The organism is Halobacillus litoralis (assembly GCF_020171725.1).
Lineage (GTDB): Bacteria > Bacillota > Bacilli > Bacillales > Halobacillaceae > Halobacillus > Halobacillus litoralis_F.
The window spans coordinates 212,078-233,899 of the sequence record NZ_JAIVAJ010000001.1; the positions used below are offsets into that span (position 1 = coordinate 212,078).

The following is a 21,822-nucleotide window of genomic DNA, read 5'->3' on the forward strand; positions in this document are numbered from 1 at the left end:
TCCTGCTCTATTCAGGTTAAGTCAACTTCACATATGTCTTTTTCTCCATTCAACTGCTCATCTCCTTCAAATGAGGCTAAATGTAACTTTTCCCCTTCTTATTAAGAGTAAAGGGTTGAGAGAAGCATCCTCCAGACGTTTTACTGCAACGTTCATCATCAAAGGAGTTCTGATAAGACCAATCAACACTCTTTTGAAGTTTGTTCTATGCAAAAAGAGCGGTGAGACACTTTCTCACCACTCTTTCTTAATCGAGGACGTCCCCGAGTAGACTCTTATCTTTATATACTTCTTGCTTCAACGCTTTATAAGGCTCTGTCTCGAGGGAATTGTCCATGATGATTTCGGCAGCGTCTTTCCTTGCTGTTTCAAGTGCGCGGTAGTCGTGGACCATGTCACCGACTTTGAACTCGGGCATACCGCTCTGCTTTTTCCCGAAGAAATCTCCTGGTCCCCGGAGCTTCAAGTCCTGTTCGGACAGTTCGAATCCGTCTGTCGTTTCCGTCATAATACGCATTCGTTCTTTCCCGACGTCCCCTTTCGGATCAGCGAGCAGAATACAGTAAGCCTGATCGTCTCCCCTTCCGACACGTCCTCTCAGCTGGTGAAGCTGGGATAATCCGAAACGCTCCGCATCGTAAATGACCATCACGGTTGCATTCGGGACGTTTACACCAACTTCTACGACGGTGGTCGAGACGAGCACTTTCGTTTTGTTCTCTGCGAATTGCTGCATGACTTCTTCTTTTTCATCATTGTGAAGGCGGCCGTGCATCAAGCCGACCGGTACGTCCGGTTCGAAGACCGAGGCGAGCTGGTGATAGAGATCAACGGCGTTTTGAATATCGAGTTTGTCTGACTCTTCGATAAGCGGACAAATGACGTACGCCTGATGACCTGCCTGAACTTCTTTCTGAATGAAGGAGAGAACCCGATTTGTCATCTCGCCTTTCACCCAGTAGGTTTCAACAGGCTTCCGCCCCGCAGGCATTTCATCGATGACCGATACATCCATATCCCCGAAAGCTGTGATTGCAAGCGTTCTTGGAATCGGCGTCGCTGTCATGAACAGCACGTCCGGATGGAGCCCTTTGTCCCGTAAGGCGCGTCGCTGCTGGACACCGAAGCGGTGCTGTTCATCGACAATGACAAAGCCAAGGTCCTGGAAAAGGACTTCATCTTGAATGAGGGCATGCGTCCCGATCAGGATGTCGACTTCTCCATTTTCCACAGCGGCAAGGATTTCCTTACGCTTCTTCCCCTTGATCGAACCCGTTAGCAGGGCAACCGTCGCACGGCCATCAAACATGGTGGAAAGCGACTGGTAGTGCTGTTCAGCGAGAATTTCTGTCGGAACCATCAATGAACCTTGCTTGCCTCCTGTTATGGAAGCATACAAAGCAATGGCGGCGACAGCTGTTTTACCAGAGCCTACGTCCCCTTGAAGGAGCCGGTTCATCCGGTGGGGCTGCTTCATGTCTTTCAAAATTTCTGTCAGAGAACGTTTCTGCGCTCCTGTCAATTCGAACGGCATCGACTGGACAAATTCCGTCAGCCGGTCATTGTCGTAGTCCTGGGCATTGCCCGTCGTCGATTCGCGGTGGTGTTTTCTAAGGAGCTGCATCTTCAACTGAAACAGAAGAAATTCTTCATAGATAAACCGCCGCTTCGCATGCTTCAATAATACCCTGCTCTCAGGATAATGCATCTGCACAAGTGCGCGAGGACGTTCGGGAAGTTTATAGGATAGCTTCATTTCATCTGGTAAAAGTTCAGGAATTTCGTCTGCATGCTCATCAAGAGCCGCTTTGATGACTTTACGGAGACGGTTTAAAGTGACGCCTTCTTTCAGCGTATATACAGGCTGAATCGGCTCCTGACTTTTCGCTTCCCCTTTTTTAAACTGGCTGGCCGTAATTTGTAGACGGCGCTGGTCCCACTTTCCTGTCACGGTAACGGTATCACCGGCATTCAGTTGCTTTTTGGCGAATGCCCGGTTGAACATGACGACCTTCACAGCGAACTGTTCGACTTGCAGTGTGAACGTTAACCGAGATTTTTTTCTACCAAAAAAGCTGAGGACAGGTTCTGAGGCTACCTGTCCTTCAATGGTCGCTTTTTCATCTTGGGCCAACTCGGTTAACGGTTTCGTTTCGTAGGAGTCGTATCGAAAAGGAAAATAAAACAGCAGGTCTTCAATCGTGTAAAGACCGAGCTCATTTAAATGCTCTTCAAATTTAGCTCCTACACCTTTGATTTCGTTAATGGGCTGACGTAACACGTGATTCACTCTTTCTTTAAGGAAATTCCGTACACTTTCGCTTCTAGTTCTCTACCCGTTGGCGTCGCTGCTAAACCACCTTGTGCCGTTTCACGGAAGGCAGATGGCATACGCTGCCCGACTTTATACATGGCATCAATGACCTCGTCACATGGAATACGGCTTGTAACGCCTGCCAGTGCCATATCTGCTGCTGTGATGGCATTGGATGCCCCCATAGCGTTACGTTTGACGCAAGGTACTTCAACAAGACCTGCTACAGGGTCACAGATTAACCCGAGCATGTTTTTCAGCGTAATCGCCATCGCTTCAGCGGACTGTGAAGGTGTGCCGCCTGCCATTTCAACGATTGCGGCTGCTGCCATACCGGCTGCTGAGCCGACTTCAGCCTGACATCCTCCTGCTGCACCTGAGATTGAGGCATTGTTTGCGACGACGAATCCGAATGCGCCTGACGTGAATAAATAGCGGACCATTTGCTCACGGGTCGGGTTCAGCTGATTCTTCACTGCGAAAAGGGTACCCGGCACACATCCTGCACTCCCTGCTGTCGGCGTAGCACAGATGGTTCCCATCGCCGCGTTCACTTCGTTGGTTGCGACTGCTTTACTGACCGCATCCATGACGAGATTCCCGGACAACGGGGTGTGGTTCTTCATGTATTCCTGAATGAGAACAGCGTCTCCACCAGTCAAACCGCTGTGCGATTTGACGCCTTTCAGACCGTCCTCAATCGCTTTTTCCATGACGTCGAGATTCTTCTCCATCTGCCCGAAGACTTGTTCGCGGCTCAGCTGTTTCACTTCCATCTCCTGACGAATCATCACTTCAGAAATCTGGATATCTTCACTCTCTGCTAGTTCTACTAATTCGGCTACGTTTCGAAACATCCGTAGACCTCCTTATTCCGATATTTTGGCGACTTGTATGATATGATCTGCCCGCTCAAGCTCGCTCAGCACCGCGTCGTCGATGTTCTGATCGACTTCGATGACCATAAGAGCCTGCTCGCCAAGGGCCTTTCGGGACACTTCCATGCGCCCGATATTGATTTCGTGTTTAGCTAAGATCGTTGTAGACGAAGCAATCGCTCCGAACCGGTCATTATGGATTAACAAAATAGCCGGGTGCTCACCGGACAAGTTCAGTTCAAAGCCATTCAACTCTGTGATTTCCGCTTTTCCGCCTCCGATGGAAATGCCGACAAGCTCAAGCTCTCCATCATCGTCTCCGATTCTAAGACGTGCCGTATTCGGGTGGTCGGTGACCGCATCTTCTTCATGAAAACGGATCTTCATTTCACCTTTACGTGCGGTTTCAAGCGCCTGGCTGATTCTCGTATCATCTGTTTCGTAGTCCAATAGACCACCGATGATCGCGACATCTGTGCCGTGTCCTTTGTAGGTTTTCGCAAACGATCCGTATAAGTGGACGTGGGCGTATTTCGGTTCTCTACCGAATAAATGGCGTGCCGCTCTTCCGATACGGGCAGCACCTGCTGTATGTGAACTGGACGGCCCGATCATAACCGGACCGATAATATCAAAGACTGAACGATATTTCATAGCCTTCACCTTCCCTGACTTCTAATATAAAAGAAAGCGTTTTCCAACTGGTTGGTTCCAGATTAATTTTAACATAAAGCCACCCTATTGTGTTGTTTTTCTGCAAAGGAATCCTTTTGAATAGGATAATCGAATGAAAGTCCCTCTGATTGCTCGGGTCATTGATTTAAGCGGGAACTGGAGTTGTTCATTGTCAGTGGACACAATCGTTTAGACCTTGCTAATTTTCTATGAAAACTGTAGAATAGTTGTTTGTGGGTTACACGGTAACCGGGCGGGAGAGGGATAATTTCATAGAGGAGATTCAAATGCTCAATCAGCATAACAACAACCTGAGCTGGAAAAAGGAATTCATGGCTGGCTTGATCGGATATTTCACAACGGTTTATATCGTTGCCGTGAACAGCCAGATCCTTGAAAGTGCCGGTCTTCCGCTTGAGAGCGGAATGGTCGCGACGATCCTTGCCAGCGCTGTAGGCTGTTTGATCATGGCCATATACGCGAATGCGCCGATGGTCCTCATTCCAGGAATGGGTGTGAATGCTCTATTTGCTTATTCGATTGTAGAAGGGACAGGAATGGACTTCCAGCAGGGTCTTGCCGTCGTCATCGTTGCGGGGTTACTTTTCATTGTAACGGCGTTTACGAAACTCGGGGACTGGCTGAAAGTCGCCATTCCAGACTCGCTCAAGCACGCCATCACGGTGGGCCTTGGATTGTTCTTGACGTTGATCGGTCTTGAAAAAGGCGGACTCGTCGTACGCGGTGAGTACTCGTTGATCACGCTCGGCAATCCATCCTCCGCGATCGTCATTACGTGCCTGTTGACGTTATTTGTCGGGATCTTTCTTTTCACAAGAAATGTTCCGGGTAACTTCCTCGTCACGATGATCGTCGGAACGGTGATTGCATCGTTCACAGGCGTCTTGAACGAGCCCGGGAGTATGATCAAGCTAGAGGAACAATCATGGATGTTTATGCCGGACTTCAGTGCGGCTACGACCTTCACGTTCTGGATGGCGGTCTTCCCCCTTGCAATTGTCTTGATCTTTGAGAATATGGGTCTGATCCACGGTCAGCTCAACATGCTCAATCAAGAAGGCAAATTCAAACGTTCGTATCAGGCTACGGCCTTTGCATCGATTTTAAGCGGGTTCTTCGGAACGTCGCCGACCGTTTCCTCCGCCGAGAGTGCAGCCGTCATTGCATCTGGTGGTAAAACAGGTCGCGCGGCTTTGACAATGGGTGTTCTATTTATCGGAACGCTGCTGTTCATTCCGTGGATTTCGATGGTCCCATCTACCGCTATTGCGCCGATTCTTATTATCGTTGGAGCCTTGATGGTACAGAACATTAAAGAGATTCCACTGCAGGATCTGTCAGAGGCGATGCCTGCCTTTCTGATTATCGTTATGATCCCATTCACGTATTCGATCGCAGACGGCATGGCTTTCGGTTTTATCGCTTACCCCATTGTGAAATTCGCAATCGGCAAGCACCGGGAGCTCTCTACACCAGTCGTCCTCATCGCCATGGTCTTTCTCGTTGAATTTATCATGCGTTCGCTCGGACATTAATGAATAAGAGGCTGAGACATAATCCTCTCAGCCTGGACAAAACCCGTACGATGAGTCGTACGGGTTTTGTTATGCGCACGGTTCTGAGCGATTGGTTGTATTCACCGCTCCTATACCATTTCATTTATATCGGTTGATTCAACTTCCCGACCAAACACGTCTCCTGCAAGTCTTCACCTTCCAGCCACTTTTGCCAGTCAACAGTCAATGCTCCACCACCAGCGACAGCCGTCTTCACGACGTTTCGGGTGAAGTCATAACCGAATGTGTGCAGCGTTCCGAAAAACTGATCATACTGTTCAAAGAAAAGCACGGAGGAACGATCCATAAACCAATGGAACGTGGCATCGAAGGATTCATCCCTTTCGGTCATTGCCTCGTATCGCGCTGTGGACCCAAACATATCGGTTCGATTCAAATCTACATTCTTATGAAAATGGTTCGTACACGAAACGCCTTCTGTCCCCTCCCGAACTTCCACACTGCTCGGGGACGCTTCTACGACGACACTCCTCCCATTCGAATCTCCTATCGAAAAGTTATAGCACCAGGCATGAGGCAATGCCCTCAATTTCTCAATGGCTTCGTCGGTTGTCGCACATGTATCGAGAACCACTCTGACAATCGCTGATGCACTGAGCCCCTGTGCCGTTTCATTCATACTGACAAAATGAAGCGCCATGAACAGGCCTTTCTCGTTCACCCCTTCATGTCTTCCAAGCACATGTAAGCTGTGCCCGACACTTGCGTACTTCCCTTCAGGCTGAGATAGAACGAATCGCTGGTCATACATGACAGGTGAAAAATCATAGTTTCGCACCGCAAAATCGCTGTTTACGACAGAAGAGCATCCCATCGCAGGAATTTCCGGTAAATCATAGCCACTGAAGAGAGAGGCTGTTTCTTTCATAGAAAGCCCGCTTCCATCTGACAAGCCTTTCAGCTCGTCCAGTAAATGAGGGGCATGCTCCTGATAGACGCCGAGCATGTCGTCATAGTGAAACGTAGGTCGTGATAATACAGAAAACTTGTCGTAAATGGACGGATTCAGCTGTTCCGCCTGCTCTCTTCCCATCTCATAAGACGTGCTACGGTATTGATGCACGTCGACTCTCAACTCACTCATCCTTCTTCCTCCTTTTATTCATACCCGTTGTCATGAACACGCCGATCATCACCGCGAATGCTCCAGCAACTTTCTCATATGTAACACGCTCTCCTAACCAAAAATAGGCTCCGACCATCGTGACAACCGGTAACAGATTGAGAAAGATCGATGCTTTTGACGCACTCGTCTCTTCGACGGCACGGTTGTAGAAAACTAAAGCGATGACCGAAGGAAAGATACCTAAATAGAGAAAACCAATTCCTGCTTCAACTGAAAATGCCGGGACTCCGACCACCCACCACTCGACAGCAACAATCGGAGCGAGAATCAAAACAGACACGCTGGACATGACGAACAACGCACCGTAACCCGGAAACAGGTGCATATATTTTTTCACAGCAATGGAATAAACGGCCCAGCTCATAACGCCTCCGAGCATGATGCCATCGCCGATATTCCATTGAATGGCCGTAACCCCAACAGCCTGTCCATCGATTACGACCCAGACAGCACCGCAGAATGAAACGAGGACACCAGCCCATTGTATCCGCTTCAGCCGTTCCTTTAGATAAAACGCGCTCAACAACACCGTAACAATGGGAATGACGGTTTCCAGAATGGCGACGTTGGTTGCGGTCGTGAACTGCAGCGCCCCATAAATGAACGTGTTGAAAAACGTGATGCCTGTCAGTGTGATGATCAGAAATGGTTTTCTATGATTCCAGTACGTCTGCATGCTCCGCCTTGCTCCTCTCATACCTAAAGGCAGAAGAACGATTGAAGCGATACACAACCTGAAGAAGGCGATGGTAAACGGAGGCAGGTCATTCAATGCTTTTCCGATCAACAAGTTCCCGGAAAAGATGACGACGACAAGCACCAGGAGAATATAAGCGTACATGCTTCCTCATCTCCTCTCGAAAAAAATGTCCACCTCTCCATCATACTAAAATTGGCAATATTTTGTGAACAGATCACCATTGATACGTTAAATTCAACTTCGTATGCTGCCTCTTCAAAGTGACGGTGAGCGAGTCCGGTGTAAACGTTACGCTGACATCAGACTGGAGATCGAGGGTCAAGAGCATATTCTTCACTTCTTCGTGCTTAGAGGCCTGGGCGGCTGTCATTAAAGACCTGGCAAAAGAAGCTGACTGCTGGACACGGTTCGAAATTCGCTTTCCTTCCTCCAGAACACTCTCCATCTGCTCAGCGGAAGAAATGAACCGGTCCGGATTCACCGGGGGATAAGGACGGTAGTATGGATACATGCTGGCACCTCTTTTCTAATTATGTATAAGGAAAAGGCGCACCTCTTCCTTATTCGATATCCAAATACCGGGTATCCTGACTCATGCGCGGCGTCGTGACGCGTAGGATATCCCCTTCAAGCGATGCCTTCGTGTGCGCTTTTGAAATCGTAAAAGGAAGGCTGACGTAACGCTCGACTTTCTGCAGAGACTGTTCTTGATTGAACGAGCCGGTCGCATCATCCAACACTTCTTTTTGAATCGATTTCTCGGCTGCGATTCTTAACTGCGAGCCCAGCACTTCAATTTGGATTTCATTTCGGTCGTACCCCGGCAGATGAGCTTCGACAACCACTTCCCGGTCCGTTTCGTACATATTGATATCGATACTTGAGAAAAAATCACGGATTTTACTCATGGACTGGTTCATGTACGTATCCATCGCACGTACGATGTCATAAAACGAATCATCAAAGAGTTGAAGGTCTTTCCTTGATTTCATTTCGGGTCCCCCATCACCTGTTTTTACTACTATATGCTGGGCACCCATTTTCGTTATCGATTCACTGCCATTGCTTTCTCTCTCTATTCCTGTCACACTAGGACAGGGAATTATAAAAGGAAAGCGCAGGTGATGAACGTGGTAGAAATCCGATTTTCATCCTTGGACAATGACGACATGGCAAGAGGCGTCTTTGCGACAAAAGACTTCAAAAAAGGTGAGCTCCTTCACCAGGCCCCCGTCATTCCATATCCCAACGAAGAACACGAACACATCGAGAAAACGATGCTCAGCGACTATGCATTCGAATATGGTGAAAACCACAGCGCTTTCGTACTAGGTTACGGCATGATGTTCAACCATTCCTACGAACCGAACGCGGAATACCGCATCAACTTCGAGCAGCATACGTTTGATTTCTATGCTTATCGTGACATCAAAAAAGATGAGCAGATCTTCATTAACTACAACGGCGACGTCGATATAGAAGATCCATTATGGTTTGACCAGGAAGAAGAATAAACGTCTTTTGATGAGGAAAGGGTCCGGCATTTTGCCGGACCCTTTGTTTGTTCCTATTCATCGCTTTCCAAGCCAACAAGGCTGTACAGCAAACTGATCGCTAAGAACAAATATTTGTTCATTACACAGGTTATGTACAGGATGAAATCATCGGAAATGACGAAAAAACTTTAGAATAAGCGGTTATAATGGCCTCGCTCCACTTCGTTTTCTTCAGATGCTAATTGCGACAGCTGGTCTTTTAAATCACTCTTCAATTCATAAAAGTAAACGCCGCTGAAATCAAAAATCGAGCTGTTTTCATAAAAAGTAAACTGCACTTTATGACCTTGCTCCTGTGTGAGAACACTTACTTGATAGCGATCTCCAGCTTCCTGTATATTCTGGAAGGGATAGCGTTCCATAAAAGGTTTTTCTTCTGCTTCATCTACAATCCGAATGACATGTTTAATAAATTCCTTATCCTCGACCCGATAAGCTTTCGTATCTTCGCCATGAACTCTTTTTTCAATAAGAAGAAAAAGGGGCTCAGGAAAATCCTGATAATCATAGAATTTCAAGTTGTGATCTGGCCCTGCATTAGGCAGGTATAAATAATTCATTTTAAAGTGTAGAAAAATAGACGCCACTATGATGGCAAGCAAAATGGCAGGTATGTAGAACCTTTTCTTCAACAAATCGACCTCATCCCCCTTTCCTGTTCCACATCCTACCATAGACAAAGGTCAATGAAAATCACCCAGCAGAAAAAGACCGAACCTTGTTTGATCCGGTCTCAGTTTCTTATTCCTTTACGAAAACTTGAAGCGTCCTACCTGGTTGGTCAACTCCATCGCGAGATGACTGAGCGTTTGAGCAGACGATGCGATTTCTTCCATCGAAGCGGATTGTTCTTCTGCAAGTCCCGCAACGGCTTGGGTCTGTCCAGTGGCCGCTTCGGATAGTGCGTGCACCTCCTGAAAAGCGCCGGTGACGTGTCCGGTTCCAGCAGCCATTTGTTCGGATACCGATGAGAGCTCCTGGACTTGTGCCGCTACATCCTGGGTGGAGGATAAAATATCTTCGAACACGGAGCGGGTCGCCTCCATCGCTGTTACTCCCTCCCCGACGCCTCTCGTCACGAGGTCAATTTTATCAACCGTAGAAGATGTATCCGCCTGGATAGACTTCACAAGCTCTGCGATTTGACCCGCGGATTTGTTGGACAACTCAGCGAGCTTCTTCACTTCGTTGGCGACGACCGCAAATCCCTTGCCGTGCTCCCCTGCACGAGCGGCTTCGATGGATGCATTTAAGGAAAGCAGGTTGGTCTGCTCTGAAATTTCGGTGATGGTTGTCACAATCGTGCTGATCTCGGCTGACCGCTTATGAAGAGTTTGAACCGAAACGGATGTCTCTTGAACATTCTTTTCAATCGACTTCATTTGATTCAGCGACTTGGTGACCGATTGTTCGCCCTCTTTTGCTTTCTCAGACGTTCGCTGTGAAGCATCAGCGACGGAGTGACTAGACGAGGCGACGGTTTCAATGCCACGATACATCTCGGCGACAGCTTCGTTGCTCTGTTCAATTCGCTTCAGCTGCCCATCTGCACCCGCAGCAATTTCATCAACAGAAGTCGTCACCTGCTGTGTAGCGGTGCTCGTCTGCTCCGAACTTGCCAACAACTGTTCAGATGAAGCCGCGACATTCTCACTCGCTTCCCTCACCGTCTTCAGCAATTGACGTAAATTGTTTGTCATTTCATTAAAATTGGTCGAAAGAAAGCCGACCTCATCATTAGTTGTGACATCAATCAGCTCAACATCCAGATCTCCTTGTGATATCATCCGGGTTGATTCGGCTAACGTCTTCAGAGGTCTTAGTTTACGGTACAATAGTATAAAGGTAGTCATGATGACGAGAAGAACCAAAATGGACGAAGCGATTGTGACGAGGAAAGCTGTTGTCACCTGTCCTTCCGCATCCTCCACCAAGGCAGTCGTCCACTGATCGAGCCCATCATTGAAGGAAGCGATTGGAGCCGCTATTTTGTCCTTCCCCTCTTGATATCTCTGACCGAACACAAGCGAACGGGCTTCTGTCAGGTCATTTTGATCTACCGCCGCCATCGCCTGTTCTTCCAACGCGATCAGTTCGTTCGAGTTCTCCCCTGCCTCTGCTACGAGATTCAACAATCTGTCCGGAACGTTCAGCGCTTCCAGCTCGCTCACCACACGTTCCCGCGTCTTCGTTTCTTCGACTTCTGTCCAGTAATTATCATAGTGGACCTGTTCACCGAACTGCGTGTAGGCGCGGACTTCATTCGTCAGGTAATCGGATGCTCCCTGCATCTCGACTGCAAGTCCCAATGCTTTCTGGCTGACTTGCTGTGCCTGTTGCTCATCTTGCATATTTTCGAACAAGGAATACATGGACCAGCCTACGATGAGGAATAACAGAGTTGTAATTATGGCTGTCACTTTTAGAATGGTGTTCAATTTCATAAAAAGCGACCCCTCTCACTAATTATGTATGACTACTTACTTAGTCCTCATGTCGGTCCAATCAGTCATTCACCCGGAAGCTAAGAAGCCCTCATACCTTATGCTCATTCTAATCGAATTTGAAAACGTTTTCAATTATTCTTTTCATCTATACCTAGTCTTTTTTTCACACCAAATCGCTATCTTACAATATTTTTGTGGTAGGATGAATGAAAAGAAGCTCGTGAGGCGGTGGGAAAAATGAATTGGTTTGATCCTTATACTTTTCTTCTGACGTTAATCGGAATAAGCGGCATTTTTCTTGCCGTGGCGCTGCTCAGCCCTCCAAGAAGGCTATCCAGAACCCTTTTATCCATTACAGCCGGTCTATCAGGAGTGTTTGTCCTTCTTACTGTAATGGAACTTATTGTGACAGACCTTGAAGTGATGATCGCTCTTCGGAATGTCCAGCAGATCTCGCTCATTACGGCCCCCGTATTTTTGTTAGGGTACGCGCGGGAGCTTTATCAGGAAACCCCACGAAAAACGATTCGATTACTTTCCCTATTGTTAATTCCCTCTGCCATTGACATCAGTCTGATTTTCACAGACCATATCCATGGCTGGATGAGGAACGGCATCACAACAGTGGAGGTATGGCATTATACGGAAGTAGCGATTGACTCCACATACTTGAATGCCTTCTTTGGCACGTATCCTTTCGTGCTGTCGATCATCACCATCTTCATCCTGCTACGGAATATGCTTGATGTGCCAAAACAGTATCGTAGGACACATTGGTTGTCAGCTCTTGTGATTGCATTGCCGATTGTCTCGATCTTATCGCTTCCTTTTCTTCCGTTCGAAATCCCGGGTCCATTCGCTCTTTCCTACAGTTCTATGGCCCTCTTCTTAATCCTTATGAACAAAAAAAGGGACTTCAACGTCGTCTGGCCGGTCTCCCGCCAGCAGGTGCTCGAGAACCTATCGGAAGGAATTTTTCTTATCGATCAAAAAGGAAAAGTAATTGAAATCAATCACGCCGGTTATCAATTAGCAAAGCAAATATTCAACCTTCCGCACGAGCAGTCGGAAATGATTCAAAAATCGGCAGACTCTCTATTCGAGGAGTTCACGCCCCTTCTTCAGTCACTCGATCAGGGGATTGAAACGTCTTTCGAATTCTCAAAGAACGACTATTATATAAATGTGTCGATTACCCCGCTAGGAAAGAAGTCGAATCACCTCAGACTTGTCGTATGGAAGGACGTCACCTATCAAAAAGAAATTGAGCACAAGCTTCAGGAACTGGCCGAGATGGACGGCTTAACGAGATTGACGAATCGCCGCGCGTTTATCTCAACCTTCCATGAACATCGTCAAGAGCATAAGTGCTTCGTCCTCCTCGATATTGACCACTTCAAACTATTTAACGATTCTTATGGTCATGTCGTTGGAGATAAAGTACTCGTCTTTGTTTCTCAGCTCATGAAGCATCACTTCCCTGAAGACATTCTCACACGTCTTGGCGGAGAAGAGTTCGGCATCCTCTCACGAAAGGACTGTGATACAATCGTTCCGCAGATTGAAGCGTTTATGACGGAGCTGAAAGAAAGTACCGGACTCATCGATCAAGATATCAGGGAAAGTGTGACGGTGAGCGTCGGCATTTATGAATCAAGCCCGGAAGACTCATTCGAAAAAGTCTACGAAAGAGCAGACAAAGCGATGTACACCGCAAAACTCGGAGGGCGAGATCGTATTTTTTACCAAACGACTTCATAGAATAAGCCGCCACTCTATTCGAATGGCGGCTTATTATTTGTATGCATGACAGCTGATCAATGAGAAAGACCGCTTCCTTCGTAAAGCGCTTCAGCCTCCATATCCGTCCAATCTCTCACAGAAACATCCGGATGTTTTTCCAAGTAGCCATCCATGATGGCATACCCGATTTTATACTGGGAATACTGCTCCAGCTCCTTTTCACGGTCTCCGAAATGAAAGGCGTTGATGATACGCCGTGCTTTTGTATCGGGATTCTTACGGAAGATGTCCCAGGCTGCTTGTTCTTTGTTGTCTGTGTAGAAGGCCAATGAGAGTGGTGGTTCAATCTCAGGGTAAACCTTCTCAGAAAAGATCTCTGCCTTGCCTTCTATTAAGGCTGCATCCATCAACGTCTCGTCTTTGTAAGAATAACCCTCCAGCGTAACCGTGTGATGATATTCATGAGCGACCGCCAGCTTCAGAGCTCCCTCCTCGAAATCGGGATGCAACTGCAGGACTACTCGTTGGTCATCGTACGTAAACCCCGTCACGTTTCCTCCAGCTCTCAACGCGAGTGGATAATCGGGATTGAAAAGAAATACATGGTACACCTTCTTCCCTTCACTCGGGAGCACCCCTGCTGATTTTCGAATGGATTCTTCTATAAGAGAACGGATTTCTCCTTTTTGACTAACCAGTTCATTCACATGCTCTTCCAGACGATCGATTTGGGTGGGGGCTTCAAATTCTAAAATGTCCGTTTCTTCATAGCCCTTTCCTTCTCCGAACGATTGAATGCGGAATGGCTCCACAACGTGACGCTTAAAGGCGTTCTCAAACCCGCTCTCCTTATCCTTTCTATCTTCTATGTACGAGCGATAGTTTTCAAAATGAAACTGAACCTCAAATTCCTGTCCACCGACAGTGAAAGAATCAGGGTCTTTCGGTGCTGTCTCCCCCTCCTCAGAACACGCGGTTATGACAATTAAAGCAAGCAATATGTATACCATTCTTCTCAAAGAACCACCTCCTGTACCCTATCCTACGAACTCAGAATGGATTACGTTTCATTTTTTTACAAATTTATCTTTATACATATGACAAGACATAACCTTCGTCTTTATTCCATGAGTCTGATAAACTAAATGTACTAGTTTTAATCAAAGGAGAATGAAACTTTATGAGCAGTCCTATGTTACATACATCCCCGTCACTTACGCCTGAACAACTACTAAATGCCTACCAGCAAATCATCCCTGGCATTCAGTCGATGATGCCGGATATTGCGATCGGGCTTACAGATACCGAGAAATGGCTTGCCTATATCCCAAGTTCCAAAATCAACCTCAATGTCGAGGTCGGCAAAAGAATCAATCCTGATGAACCGCTCGCTGAGTGTATTGCACACAATAAGTCGATCCGTACAGAAGTGGATCCGCAGTTCTTCGGCTTTGCCTTCACAGGACTCGCATCCCCGATTGTTATGGATGGAAACGTGATTGGCGCTGTCGCGATCCAGCTCCAGGAACAAAGCGAAAAAGAACTGCTATCCATTTCAGATCAAATTGTCCATTCATTAAACGACGCAAGCAAAGGGGTAACCGATATAGCATCAGGTGCAGAACGGTTATCGGACGCATCAGATACGCTTCAGAAACAGTCCAGACAAGCTGTTAAAGAGATGGATCAAACCGGTGAAGTCCTAACATTTATCAAACGGATTGCCGATCAGACCAATCTGCTCGGCTTGAATGCTTCCATTGAAGCCGCACGTGCAGGAGAATTCGGACGTGGTTTTGGAGTCGTAGCCGATGAAATAAGGAAACTATCGAACGAAACAGTCGAATCTACAGAGAAAATCCGCGTGACGCTTGAGAATATTCACAAATCGATGGATGCCATCAACCACTCCATTGAGAAGGTCGTATCTGTAGGAAAAGAACAGGCCGCTTCGACTCAGGAAATTAGTGCGTTCATTGAAGAAATTGAACAAAAGAGTAAAGAATTGAACGACTATGCCAATGAACTGCTTTAGAATAAAATGCTACATGCAGAGAACCCCCGTATTCGCCATAAGAATACGGGGGTTCTTTTTTATGATGCTTCCTTCGTTTTGTGTTGATCAAACCACTCTGAGATTTCTTGTAGATGCTCTTCAAAGTGTTGAGTCAGGATGTGGTCGTCTTCGGGGTACTCGACATATTTGTAACCCGCACCGGCCAGCTCCAACTTTCGGGAAAGTTCCCGGGCATGAGAAACCTCAATCCGCCAATCAGCTGTTCCATGCAGAATCAGTGTCGGCACGTCCAGCTCATCCGCCCAATGGACCGCAGACCTCTCGATGTACGCTTCTTCATTTTTTTCAGGAAAACCGACAAGTTCCACTAATACTCGTTTCATGATATCTCCTCTTTGCTCATATAGAGCAGTCAAGTCAGAGGGACCGGCCACTACCGCTACAGCATCGAGGTTCATGTCTTCTTTCACTGCGAGATAGGTCATCATACCCCCGCGGGATCTGCCGAGCATAAAGGTTTGATCGAGGTCCGCCTCTGGTAGTTCTCCCGCCACCTCAGCCAAATTCAACATATCCTTTACGTCCGCTCCTCCAAACTCGTCTTCTCCCTCTCCACCTTCTGTTCCCCGGTATTGGGAGGCTAACACCAGGTAACCTTGATCGGCCCAGTAGGTCAAGTACCGTAGTGTCTGCTCGCTGATGCTCCCGAATTGTTTGTTTCCACCCCTGTTATAGTATAAAACCGGCAGCTTCCCTTCATGATCCTCAGGCTTCACGATGTAGCCTGTTATGTTCAAGCCATCACTTTTATAGGTCATCCGTTCTGTCACCGTATCTGGATAGGGGGTTTCATATGTAATCGTCTCTCGATCGACAATCTGTTTGGGCTCAGGTTCGGTTGAACAAGAGACAAGAATAGAAATCATGCAAATCAAGATGATTGTTTTACATGCTGCTTGTATCAATTCCAGCGCTCCTTTCCTGTGATTGAGCGGAGTTCTTGATCGAATCGAGGATCGATTGTTCAGACATATCCTCAGATAGTAGCCTTTCCCCATCGATTCCGAGCACATCTGATGGGACCCACCATCTCTCCAACGATTCTTCCCCGAACTCATGCTTTTTCTCCCTCAATTGATGACGCCGTACCGTTTCTTCAAAGGGCAGGTCAAAATAATAGAGGCATGCTCTTCTATGAAAGGATTCGACCAATTGATGGATCATATCACCATATAGAGAGCGATTCAGGATGCCTTCTAAAATGACCACTCGGCATTTGCCTTTTCCATATTCCACAGTCTGCCGAATCAGTTCGATCGCAGGGTTTCCTTCTCTGTCCTTCACATGGAGCATATCTCTTCTGATGACGTCCTGAGAAACAAGCAAGGTCCCTCTGCCGAAATAGGCTTGAAGCTCTCGGGCAATCGTCGTCTTGCCGCTTCCTGAGTTTCCTCTCAGCACGATTAATGTCGTTTCAAACTCATTCACTCTTACACCTCTGTCTACAATCGATCTTCATCGTCCAAGAAGATCCCGAATCGTCCACTACGATGAAGCCCAATTTCTTGTATAAAGCGAGAGCCTTTTCATTTGCGGAGTCTACACTTAATGACAACGCTGGGCGCCCTTCTTCCTGCGCCGCTTGAATCAATCGTTTCATCAAGGCTTCCCCAAGCCCCTTGCCACGGGCAGTGTCCGTAATCGCGATTCCGAGCTCCGGGGTCTCCTCATCAATGAAGCCATACCCCTTCTCTTCCTCAGGAAACAGACGGTACCATGCCGCACCCACAGGGAGTCCGTTCCCGTCATAGGCAAAGAAGGCTTTGTCTCCGGGTTTCCCCCAGTGCTTGCTGTACTTTATTAAATGGGGTTCCCTCAACAGCTTCTGTTTCTCTGGCTTGTTATCCGGCATATAAATCGCTTCATAAATCATATCGGTCAGAAAATCAATATGGCCGTCGGTACATTCACTTTCTCTTATTTCAGTCAAAACATCCACCACCTTCATTTCAAATAAATCTTTGCACCTCTACTCTTCTGCTTCATCCGCTGATCTGTTTTCAACTCGTACCATGTCACCGTCATCCCATTCGTACCATGAAGTAAGAACTTCCTCTCCCCCGTCAACTGTGTACCAGACGAGGTATTGATCTTGATAGGAATCGATCTGCTTAATGGAGACGGCTTCCTCTCCAAGCGTTTCTTCTACGGCATCTTGTACCGCTCCCTGAAGCCTTGATTCTTGCATGACCATGGCAGATGCTCCAATAAAAAGAAGAAACAACAGAACAAGGACAACTTTATCACTTGTGCTTGTTTGCAATCGGCGGACTCTGTTGAACCAGAAAACTTTCAACGCAAGGGCTGATACTAATAGAAATGTTAGCCCGAAGAACAGATATTCAATCGGAACTTGAAATGCCCATCCTAAAGCCAGGACAAGCAGGTAACCGATGATAAAAATGAGAACCTTTTGAAATTTGTATTGATGATCGTCAAAGATGACGTCGAACCACTTCCGCTTCATTTCCATCTCTCCTTACAACCCTGTTACTTATTATGTACGTTCGATTTGTCAGAAAGTTTCATTTATGGTGAACCCCCTGCGGATTATCACGAACTGCTTGAGGGTATATCTGAAATGGAACGTTGAATACAAGGAGGAGTTTATTTGTCATACACGGTTATTACAGGAGCAAGCGCAGGAATTGGTTATCAAACGGCACACGCATTTGCTGAAAGAGGAAAGAACCTTCTACTTACTGCGAGAAGAGAAAATGTGCTGCTTTCGCTGAAAAAAGAGCTCGAAGAAACGCATTCCATCGAGGTTCATGTTTTTCCAGCCGATTTATCGGAGACAGAGCAGGTGTACGACTTTTATCAAAAGCTTGAAGACTTCGAACTCGAAACGTTCATCAATAATGCAGGGTTCGGACATTACAATCCCATCACCAACCAGGAGCTACCAAGAGTTGAAAAGATGCTGAGAGTCAACAACGAAGCATTGACCATTCTTTCAACCCTCTTTGCAAAAGATTACGCATCTGTAGAAGGCACACAGCTCATCAACGTTTCTTCCAACCTGGGATACAATGTGATCGAAGGCTCTGTCACCTATGCCGCAACGAAATTTTACGTCAGCGCCTTCACGGAAGGACTGGCACAGGAGCTCACCTCCTCCGGATCATCAATGAAAGTGAAAATCCTTGCCCCTGCAGCGACGGAAACCGAATTTGCGAAACATGCCGCTGATGTCGACCAGTTCAATTACGAGGAAAACTTCAAACAATATCATACATCAGTGGAAATGGCTCAGTTTATGATGGCGTTGTATGACAGTGATCTAACCGTCGGAATCGTGGATGGATCATCGTACGAATTCCAGCTGAGAGGGCCGATCTTCCCTTACATTTCTAAATGAGGACGCTTCCCAGCGTCCTCATTACTTTGTTCACTCATACCAGCGCGGCTTCATTCTCGAGAATCCGTCATGGTCATCCATTATGACATACAACCGGTCGACCATTTCCTCAAGTCCATTCGGGTCATGACGCTGACACCAGACGACAGATGAGAACAGGACCATCGCAGCATAAACCGCATATAATCCCCAAAACTCTTCAGGCACTTCGCCTTGGAAATACCCGTTGATCTGCCCGGTTGAGAATGGAACACTTTCTTCCCGTTGAAATATTGCTACTTTGACAAAATCGTGATAAGGATCGCCCCAATCGGCATTGTCGAAGTCGATCGCACAGACGTATTTTCCGTTTCGTGTGATGATGTTCCCCAGGTGAAAATCATCATGCTGGAAGGTATTCGGACGACCTTTCAACAAATGTCTTTTCCTCTCGATAAATTGCATGATTTCTTCGTCATGCTCAATCTTAATGGAGCCTTTCTTGTATGCACGCAAGTACCTTTCATGCTTTTCCATCGCCCTCTTATACCAGCTCTCTGTTGTTGGTGGAGCTGATACTTCATGCATCAAAGCCAGCTGTGATCCAGCTTCTTCGCCAAGCTTCCGTTGATCTTTTTCCGAAAGGGTATGAATGATTTTTCTGCCGTCCTCCCCCACGATATAGGGATACACAATATAAACCATCCCTAGATTCTTCAATACTCCATGCTCGACGATTTTCGACGTTTTGGCAGAGGTTTCTGCGACCCTTTGAATCGTACGAACCTGATCCTTCACTACCTCCGCTCTCTCAATCCCACATAATTGAATGACCCACGTTCCGTCCGTATTACGAGCTAAGTACTTGTCCTGATTTGAAAACCCTCCCTCGAGTTTTTCAAAAGTCGTCGTCTCTGTAAAAACTTCGACGTGCTCTTTCCAAAAATTAAAATCCATCATGTTTCTCCCCTTTCTTTTTATAAATCCATACTCATTCGAGATACTATTTAGAGAAAGGAGTGACTGATCTATGGCACAGGGAAACAAAAAATTATCCAAAAAGAACGCCCAGCAGCATGACCGAAAAGAAGAGAAACAACCACGGAAATCAAGAGCTTAACATGTAACCGCATAAAAGGCTGTCCTGAACGAGGACAGCCTATCTTTTTCATCATCACTTTCATTTTTTCCATATAACAGAAACTAATGGGAAGGTGAACAGTTGAAGGACTTCCAAATATTCTATATTGTGCTCGGTTCTTAAATTGGATTGAACAGCTTTTATCGTTTAGTGAAGGCGCTCCGAATAAAAGCCGGGTCGTAAACCGGCTTTTGTTCTTATCTATTCCAGCGGCCCTGCAAGGCTATTTTTACCGCCCAGACGTGATGCTCATGCCACAGCGCTTCGACTTCACTTACCTGTAACCATGAAATACAGTGATCCGGCTCCAAGTCTCTTCGTTTTCTTTCCAATAAGGAAGCTGAGTAAAAGTGCGCATCACTGTACAATGGTTCTCCCGTCAAAGAATGAAAATAGCTTCCTGCTCTACCTATGTATGCTTTTACAGCTATCTCGTATCCGGTCTCTTCCACGAGCTCTCTCTGAAGACATTGAACCAAATCCTCTCCGTCTTCAAGGCCACCACCAGGAAGGAAGAAGCCTCGATTATTCACTTTTACTGTCATCACTTCACTTCCATCCTCGTTTAGAATGACAGCATATGCCCCTTCCCGATTTCTATATTCCGTGTCTGGGAGCGGTTTTCCGAACTCCTGATCCACTTGATCCTCCCCCTTCCTATTTACTCTTTCTGACCATGAAATCTCGGCTTGCTGAAATACGCCCCCACAAGCATGAAAAATAGTGCGGCTAAGACGCCTATCGCTTCCTGACTGACAACAACGGAAACCGGTATGCACAATGCCGCTATAATGAAAAAGATTCTCATCAGCATAGCTGAACCTCCTGTCTGATCGATTCTAAAGCTTCGGTCCTTGTGAGTGGTCGCGTCCTTTTGAAAAGTAATGGTAAAAGGCGAGCTCAAATATGAGAAACGCTACAATCCCCGCTCCTATATAAGGAGAAGGAGAATCAACCGTAAATAAAAAAACCATAGCTGCCACAAATACCACAAGGCCGATGCCGACAGATACTTTCAAATAATGGCTCACTGAGTTCCTCCTATCAGCTGCTTTCTTCTTTTTACGGATTCCAAGTCGGTTTTGTTTCAAAAACAACATGGTAATGGATTTTTATAGCAATGAATGAACGGCTGCGGTAATGAGCTCCGGCTTATCCAAATGAATATCGTGCCCTGCCCCTTCGGCCTTCACATATTCGGAATGTGGAAACATATCATATTGCTCCTCGATTAAATTCTGCCACACTTCTTCGATGATTTCCGCTTCTTTCTTTTGTAACCCTTCTTCACGGACCATTTCTGAAATGGACACATCCTGATCTCTGCCGATGACGACAGCAGGACAATACGACACGCGACTTTCAATTTGAACGTCAGACTTCACGAAATCCGTGAGCATTTCTTCATAAACAGTTTGATACATCAGTGGATTCGTCATGTATTCCTCTATGTCTTGCTTCTTTCCGGAGGAAGTTACCTGCAACAGTGATTGAATCCAGCCTCTCATTTCTTCCTTTAGTTGTTCCTTGGAGTACACTGCATACTGCCTGCACTTTTTCAACCATGCTTCGGTGCTGGCTTCGTCTTCTCCTTCGACCTCAACCTCCTCCAGTCGGAACGCATCAAAAGCCGTGGCATCGGCCAATAGGATTCCACCAGCTGCATCTGGATTATCGATTGCAAACTGCTGAACGATCAACCCACCGTATGAATGACCGACGAGTATGGGGGAGTGTAGATCTAACTGATCGATTAGTGCTTTTAGATCTTTTGAGCTTTCAAACCTATCCCTCCATTTTTCTCCCTTTTCACTTCTTCCAGTTCCCGCTCTGTGATACACAATGACCTTCGCTGTTTTTGACAACTCTTCGCACAGCGGTTCCCATTCCGCTATCGAACTGATCATACCAGGCTGGATTACGACAGGGGTCCCACTTCCCTTCATCCAGACGTCTAAGGAACGACCTCCAATGTCGACAAGCTTTCTCATGCGCATTCTCTCCCCTCTGACTTCAAGGTCCTCTGATGTCATTGGACCACAATTTTTACCAAGATCGCAATCAAAATGTGAACAAAATGTTTCAAAATGCGAAAACTCGGAAAAATAGATAGGGACGGTGAAATGAAAACTCCTCGTCACATCAAGGGATTTACGTGATGCAAGCCTATTTTTGAATAAAATTTGAACAAATTGTGTCCAAAAGTTGAATTTTCTGTTACAATAAA

24 protein-coding genes are annotated in these 21,822 nt (G+C 46.6%); 5 read left to right on the forward strand and 19 right to left on the reverse strand.

Annotated features, from left to right (window positions below; all coding sequences use genetic code 11):
* Positions 1-247 precede the first annotated feature (247 nt).
* The 3 genes from recG to sdaAB are packed head-to-tail and all read right to left on the reverse strand — an operon-like array spanning position 248 to position 3,846.
* Positions 248-2,281, reverse strand: coding sequence for an ATP-dependent DNA helicase RecG (recG, locus tag LCM20_RS01095; protein ID WP_225194175.1), 2,034 nt, complete (start codon positions 2,279-2,281; stop codon positions 248-250).
* Positions 2,282-2,286: 5 nt separating this feature from the next.
* Positions 2,287-3,171 carry an L-serine ammonia-lyase, iron-sulfur-dependent, subunit alpha gene (gene sdaAA, locus LCM20_RS01100; protein ID WP_225193580.1) on the reverse strand — a complete coding sequence of 295 codons (885 nt, stop codon included), beginning with the start codon at positions 3,169-3,171 and terminating at the stop codon, positions 2,287-2,289.
* A gap of 12 nt (positions 3,172-3,183) precedes the next feature.
* The gene (sdaAB, locus tag LCM20_RS01105; RefSeq protein ID WP_225193581.1) at positions 3,184-3,846 is read right to left on the reverse strand and encodes an L-serine ammonia-lyase, iron-sulfur-dependent subunit beta; all 663 of its coding nucleotides are present in this window, start codon (positions 3,844-3,846) and stop codon (positions 3,184-3,186) included.
* 308 nt (positions 3,847-4,154) lie between these two features.
* On the opposite strand from sdaAB, the gene LCM20_RS01110 reads away from it, so the two are divergent.
* Positions 4,155-5,423 carry an NCS2 family permease gene (locus tag LCM20_RS01110; protein WP_225193582.1) on the forward strand — a complete coding sequence of 423 codons (1,269 nt, stop codon included), beginning with the start codon at positions 4,155-4,157 and terminating at the stop codon, positions 5,421-5,423.
* Between the two features lie 124 nt (positions 5,424-5,547).
* Here LCM20_RS01110 and LCM20_RS01115 read toward each other — a convergent pair whose 3' ends face one another.
* From LCM20_RS01115 to LCM20_RS01130, 4 genes are all read right to left on the reverse strand, one after another.
* Positions 5,548-6,549, reverse strand: a complete 1,002-nt coding sequence (locus LCM20_RS01115) for a C45 family autoproteolytic acyltransferase/hydolase (protein ID WP_225193583.1) — start codon at positions 6,547-6,549, stop codon at positions 5,548-5,550.
* Positions 6,542-7,432 (reverse strand): DMT family transporter, encoded by an 891-nt coding sequence (locus LCM20_RS01120; RefSeq protein ID WP_225193584.1) that lies wholly within the window; start codon positions 7,430-7,432, stop codon positions 6,542-6,544. The genes LCM20_RS01115 and LCM20_RS01120 overlap by 8 nt, the downstream gene beginning before the upstream one ends.
* 73 nt (positions 7,433-7,505) lie before the next feature.
* On the reverse strand, positions 7,506-7,802 hold the full coding sequence (locus LCM20_RS01125) for a hypothetical protein (RefSeq protein ID WP_225193585.1): 297 nt from the start codon (positions 7,800-7,802) through the stop codon (positions 7,506-7,508).
* A gap of 49 nt (positions 7,803-7,851) precedes the next feature.
* Positions 7,852-8,283 carry an Hsp20/alpha crystallin family protein gene (locus LCM20_RS01130; protein ID WP_225193586.1) on the reverse strand — a complete coding sequence of 144 codons (432 nt, stop codon included), beginning with the start codon at positions 8,281-8,283 and terminating at the stop codon, positions 7,852-7,854.
* A gap of 138 nt (positions 8,284-8,421) precedes the next feature.
* Here LCM20_RS01130 and LCM20_RS01135 point away from each other — a divergent pair, with 138 nt between their 5' ends.
* Positions 8,422-8,805, forward strand: coding sequence for an SET domain-containing protein (locus tag LCM20_RS01135; RefSeq protein WP_225194176.1), 384 nt, complete (start codon positions 8,422-8,424; stop codon positions 8,803-8,805).
* Positions 8,806-8,975: 170 nt separating this feature from the next.
* Here the strand turns inward: LCM20_RS01135 and LCM20_RS01140 are convergent, their stop codons facing one another.
* Complete coding sequence (locus LCM20_RS01140) at positions 8,976-9,479, reverse strand: hypothetical protein (protein WP_225193587.1); 504 nt, start codon at positions 9,477-9,479, stop codon at positions 8,976-8,978.
* A gap of 117 nt (positions 9,480-9,596) precedes the next feature.
* Positions 9,597-11,291, reverse strand: coding sequence for a methyl-accepting chemotaxis protein (locus LCM20_RS01145; protein ID WP_225193588.1), 1,695 nt, complete (start codon positions 11,289-11,291; stop codon positions 9,597-9,599).
* Between the two features lie 240 nt (positions 11,292-11,531).
* Here LCM20_RS01145 and LCM20_RS01150 point away from each other — a divergent pair, with 240 nt between their 5' ends.
* On the forward strand, positions 11,532-13,055 hold the full coding sequence (locus LCM20_RS01150; RefSeq protein ID WP_225193589.1) for a diguanylate cyclase: 1,524 nt from the start codon (positions 11,532-11,534) through the stop codon (positions 13,053-13,055).
* Positions 13,056-13,111: 56 nt separating this feature from the next.
* On the opposite strand, the gene LCM20_RS01155 is transcribed toward LCM20_RS01150, so the two are convergent.
* Positions 13,112-14,047 (reverse strand): DUF2268 domain-containing protein, encoded by a 936-nt coding sequence (locus LCM20_RS01155; RefSeq protein WP_225194177.1) that lies wholly within the window; start codon positions 14,045-14,047, stop codon positions 13,112-13,114.
* A 170-nt stretch (positions 14,048-14,217) separates the two neighbouring features.
* On the opposite strand from LCM20_RS01155, the gene LCM20_RS20165 reads away from it, so the two are divergent.
* Positions 14,218-15,072: a methyl-accepting chemotaxis protein gene (locus LCM20_RS20165; protein WP_318247286.1), complete on the forward strand. Its 855-nt coding sequence runs from the start codon at positions 14,218-14,220 to the stop codon at positions 15,070-15,072.
* 59 nt (positions 15,073-15,131) lie between these two features.
* On the opposite strand, the gene LCM20_RS01165 is transcribed toward LCM20_RS20165, so the two are convergent.
* From LCM20_RS01165 to LCM20_RS01180, 4 genes are read right to left on the reverse strand one after another with little or no spacing between them, the layout of a single operon-like run.
* Positions 15,132-16,019 (reverse strand): alpha/beta hydrolase family protein, encoded by an 888-nt coding sequence (locus LCM20_RS01165; RefSeq protein WP_225193590.1) that lies wholly within the window; start codon positions 16,017-16,019, stop codon positions 15,132-15,134.
* The gene (locus LCM20_RS01170; protein ID WP_225193591.1) at positions 16,000-16,542 is read right to left on the reverse strand and encodes a kinase; all 543 of its coding nucleotides are present in this window, start codon (positions 16,540-16,542) and stop codon (positions 16,000-16,002) included. The genes LCM20_RS01165 and LCM20_RS01170 overlap by 20 nt, the downstream gene beginning before the upstream one ends.
* Positions 16,535-17,044, reverse strand: coding sequence for a GNAT family N-acetyltransferase (locus LCM20_RS01175; RefSeq protein WP_225193592.1), 510 nt, complete (start codon positions 17,042-17,044; stop codon positions 16,535-16,537). The genes LCM20_RS01170 and LCM20_RS01175 overlap by 8 nt, the downstream gene beginning before the upstream one ends.
* A 39-nt stretch (positions 17,045-17,083) precedes the next feature.
* Positions 17,084-17,581: a hypothetical protein gene (locus tag LCM20_RS01180; protein WP_225193593.1), complete on the reverse strand. Its 498-nt coding sequence runs from the start codon at positions 17,579-17,581 to the stop codon at positions 17,084-17,086.
* 144 nt (positions 17,582-17,725) lie between these two features.
* Between LCM20_RS01180 and LCM20_RS01185 the strand changes: the two genes are divergently transcribed.
* Positions 17,726-18,475, forward strand: coding sequence for an SDR family NAD(P)-dependent oxidoreductase (locus tag LCM20_RS01185; protein ID WP_225193594.1), 750 nt, complete (start codon positions 17,726-17,728; stop codon positions 18,473-18,475).
* 30 nt (positions 18,476-18,505) lie between these two features.
* Here LCM20_RS01185 and LCM20_RS01190 read toward each other — a convergent pair whose 3' ends face one another.
* The 5 genes from LCM20_RS01190 to LCM20_RS01210 form a co-directional block, all read right to left on the reverse strand.
* Positions 18,506-19,411, reverse strand: a complete 906-nt coding sequence (locus LCM20_RS01190; RefSeq protein WP_225193595.1) for an aminoglycoside phosphotransferase family protein — start codon at positions 19,409-19,411, stop codon at positions 18,506-18,508.
* Positions 19,412-19,792: 381 nt separating this feature from the next.
* Positions 19,793-20,236, reverse strand: a complete 444-nt coding sequence (locus LCM20_RS01195) for an NUDIX domain-containing protein (protein ID WP_225193596.1) — start codon at positions 20,234-20,236, stop codon at positions 19,793-19,795.
* Between the two features lie 20 nt (positions 20,237-20,256).
* The gene (locus LCM20_RS01200; protein ID WP_225193597.1) at positions 20,257-20,409 is read right to left on the reverse strand and encodes a hypothetical protein; all 153 of its coding nucleotides are present in this window, start codon (positions 20,407-20,409) and stop codon (positions 20,257-20,259) included.
* 25 nt (positions 20,410-20,434) lie between these two features.
* Positions 20,435-20,626 carry a hypothetical protein gene (locus tag LCM20_RS01205; RefSeq protein WP_225193598.1) on the reverse strand — a complete coding sequence of 64 codons (192 nt, stop codon included), beginning with the start codon at positions 20,624-20,626 and terminating at the stop codon, positions 20,435-20,437.
* An 81-nt stretch (positions 20,627-20,707) separates the two neighbouring features.
* On the reverse strand, positions 20,708-21,586 hold the full coding sequence (locus LCM20_RS01210; RefSeq protein WP_225193599.1) for an alpha/beta hydrolase: 879 nt from the start codon (positions 21,584-21,586) through the stop codon (positions 20,708-20,710).
* Positions 21,587-21,822: the final 236 nt, after the last annotated feature.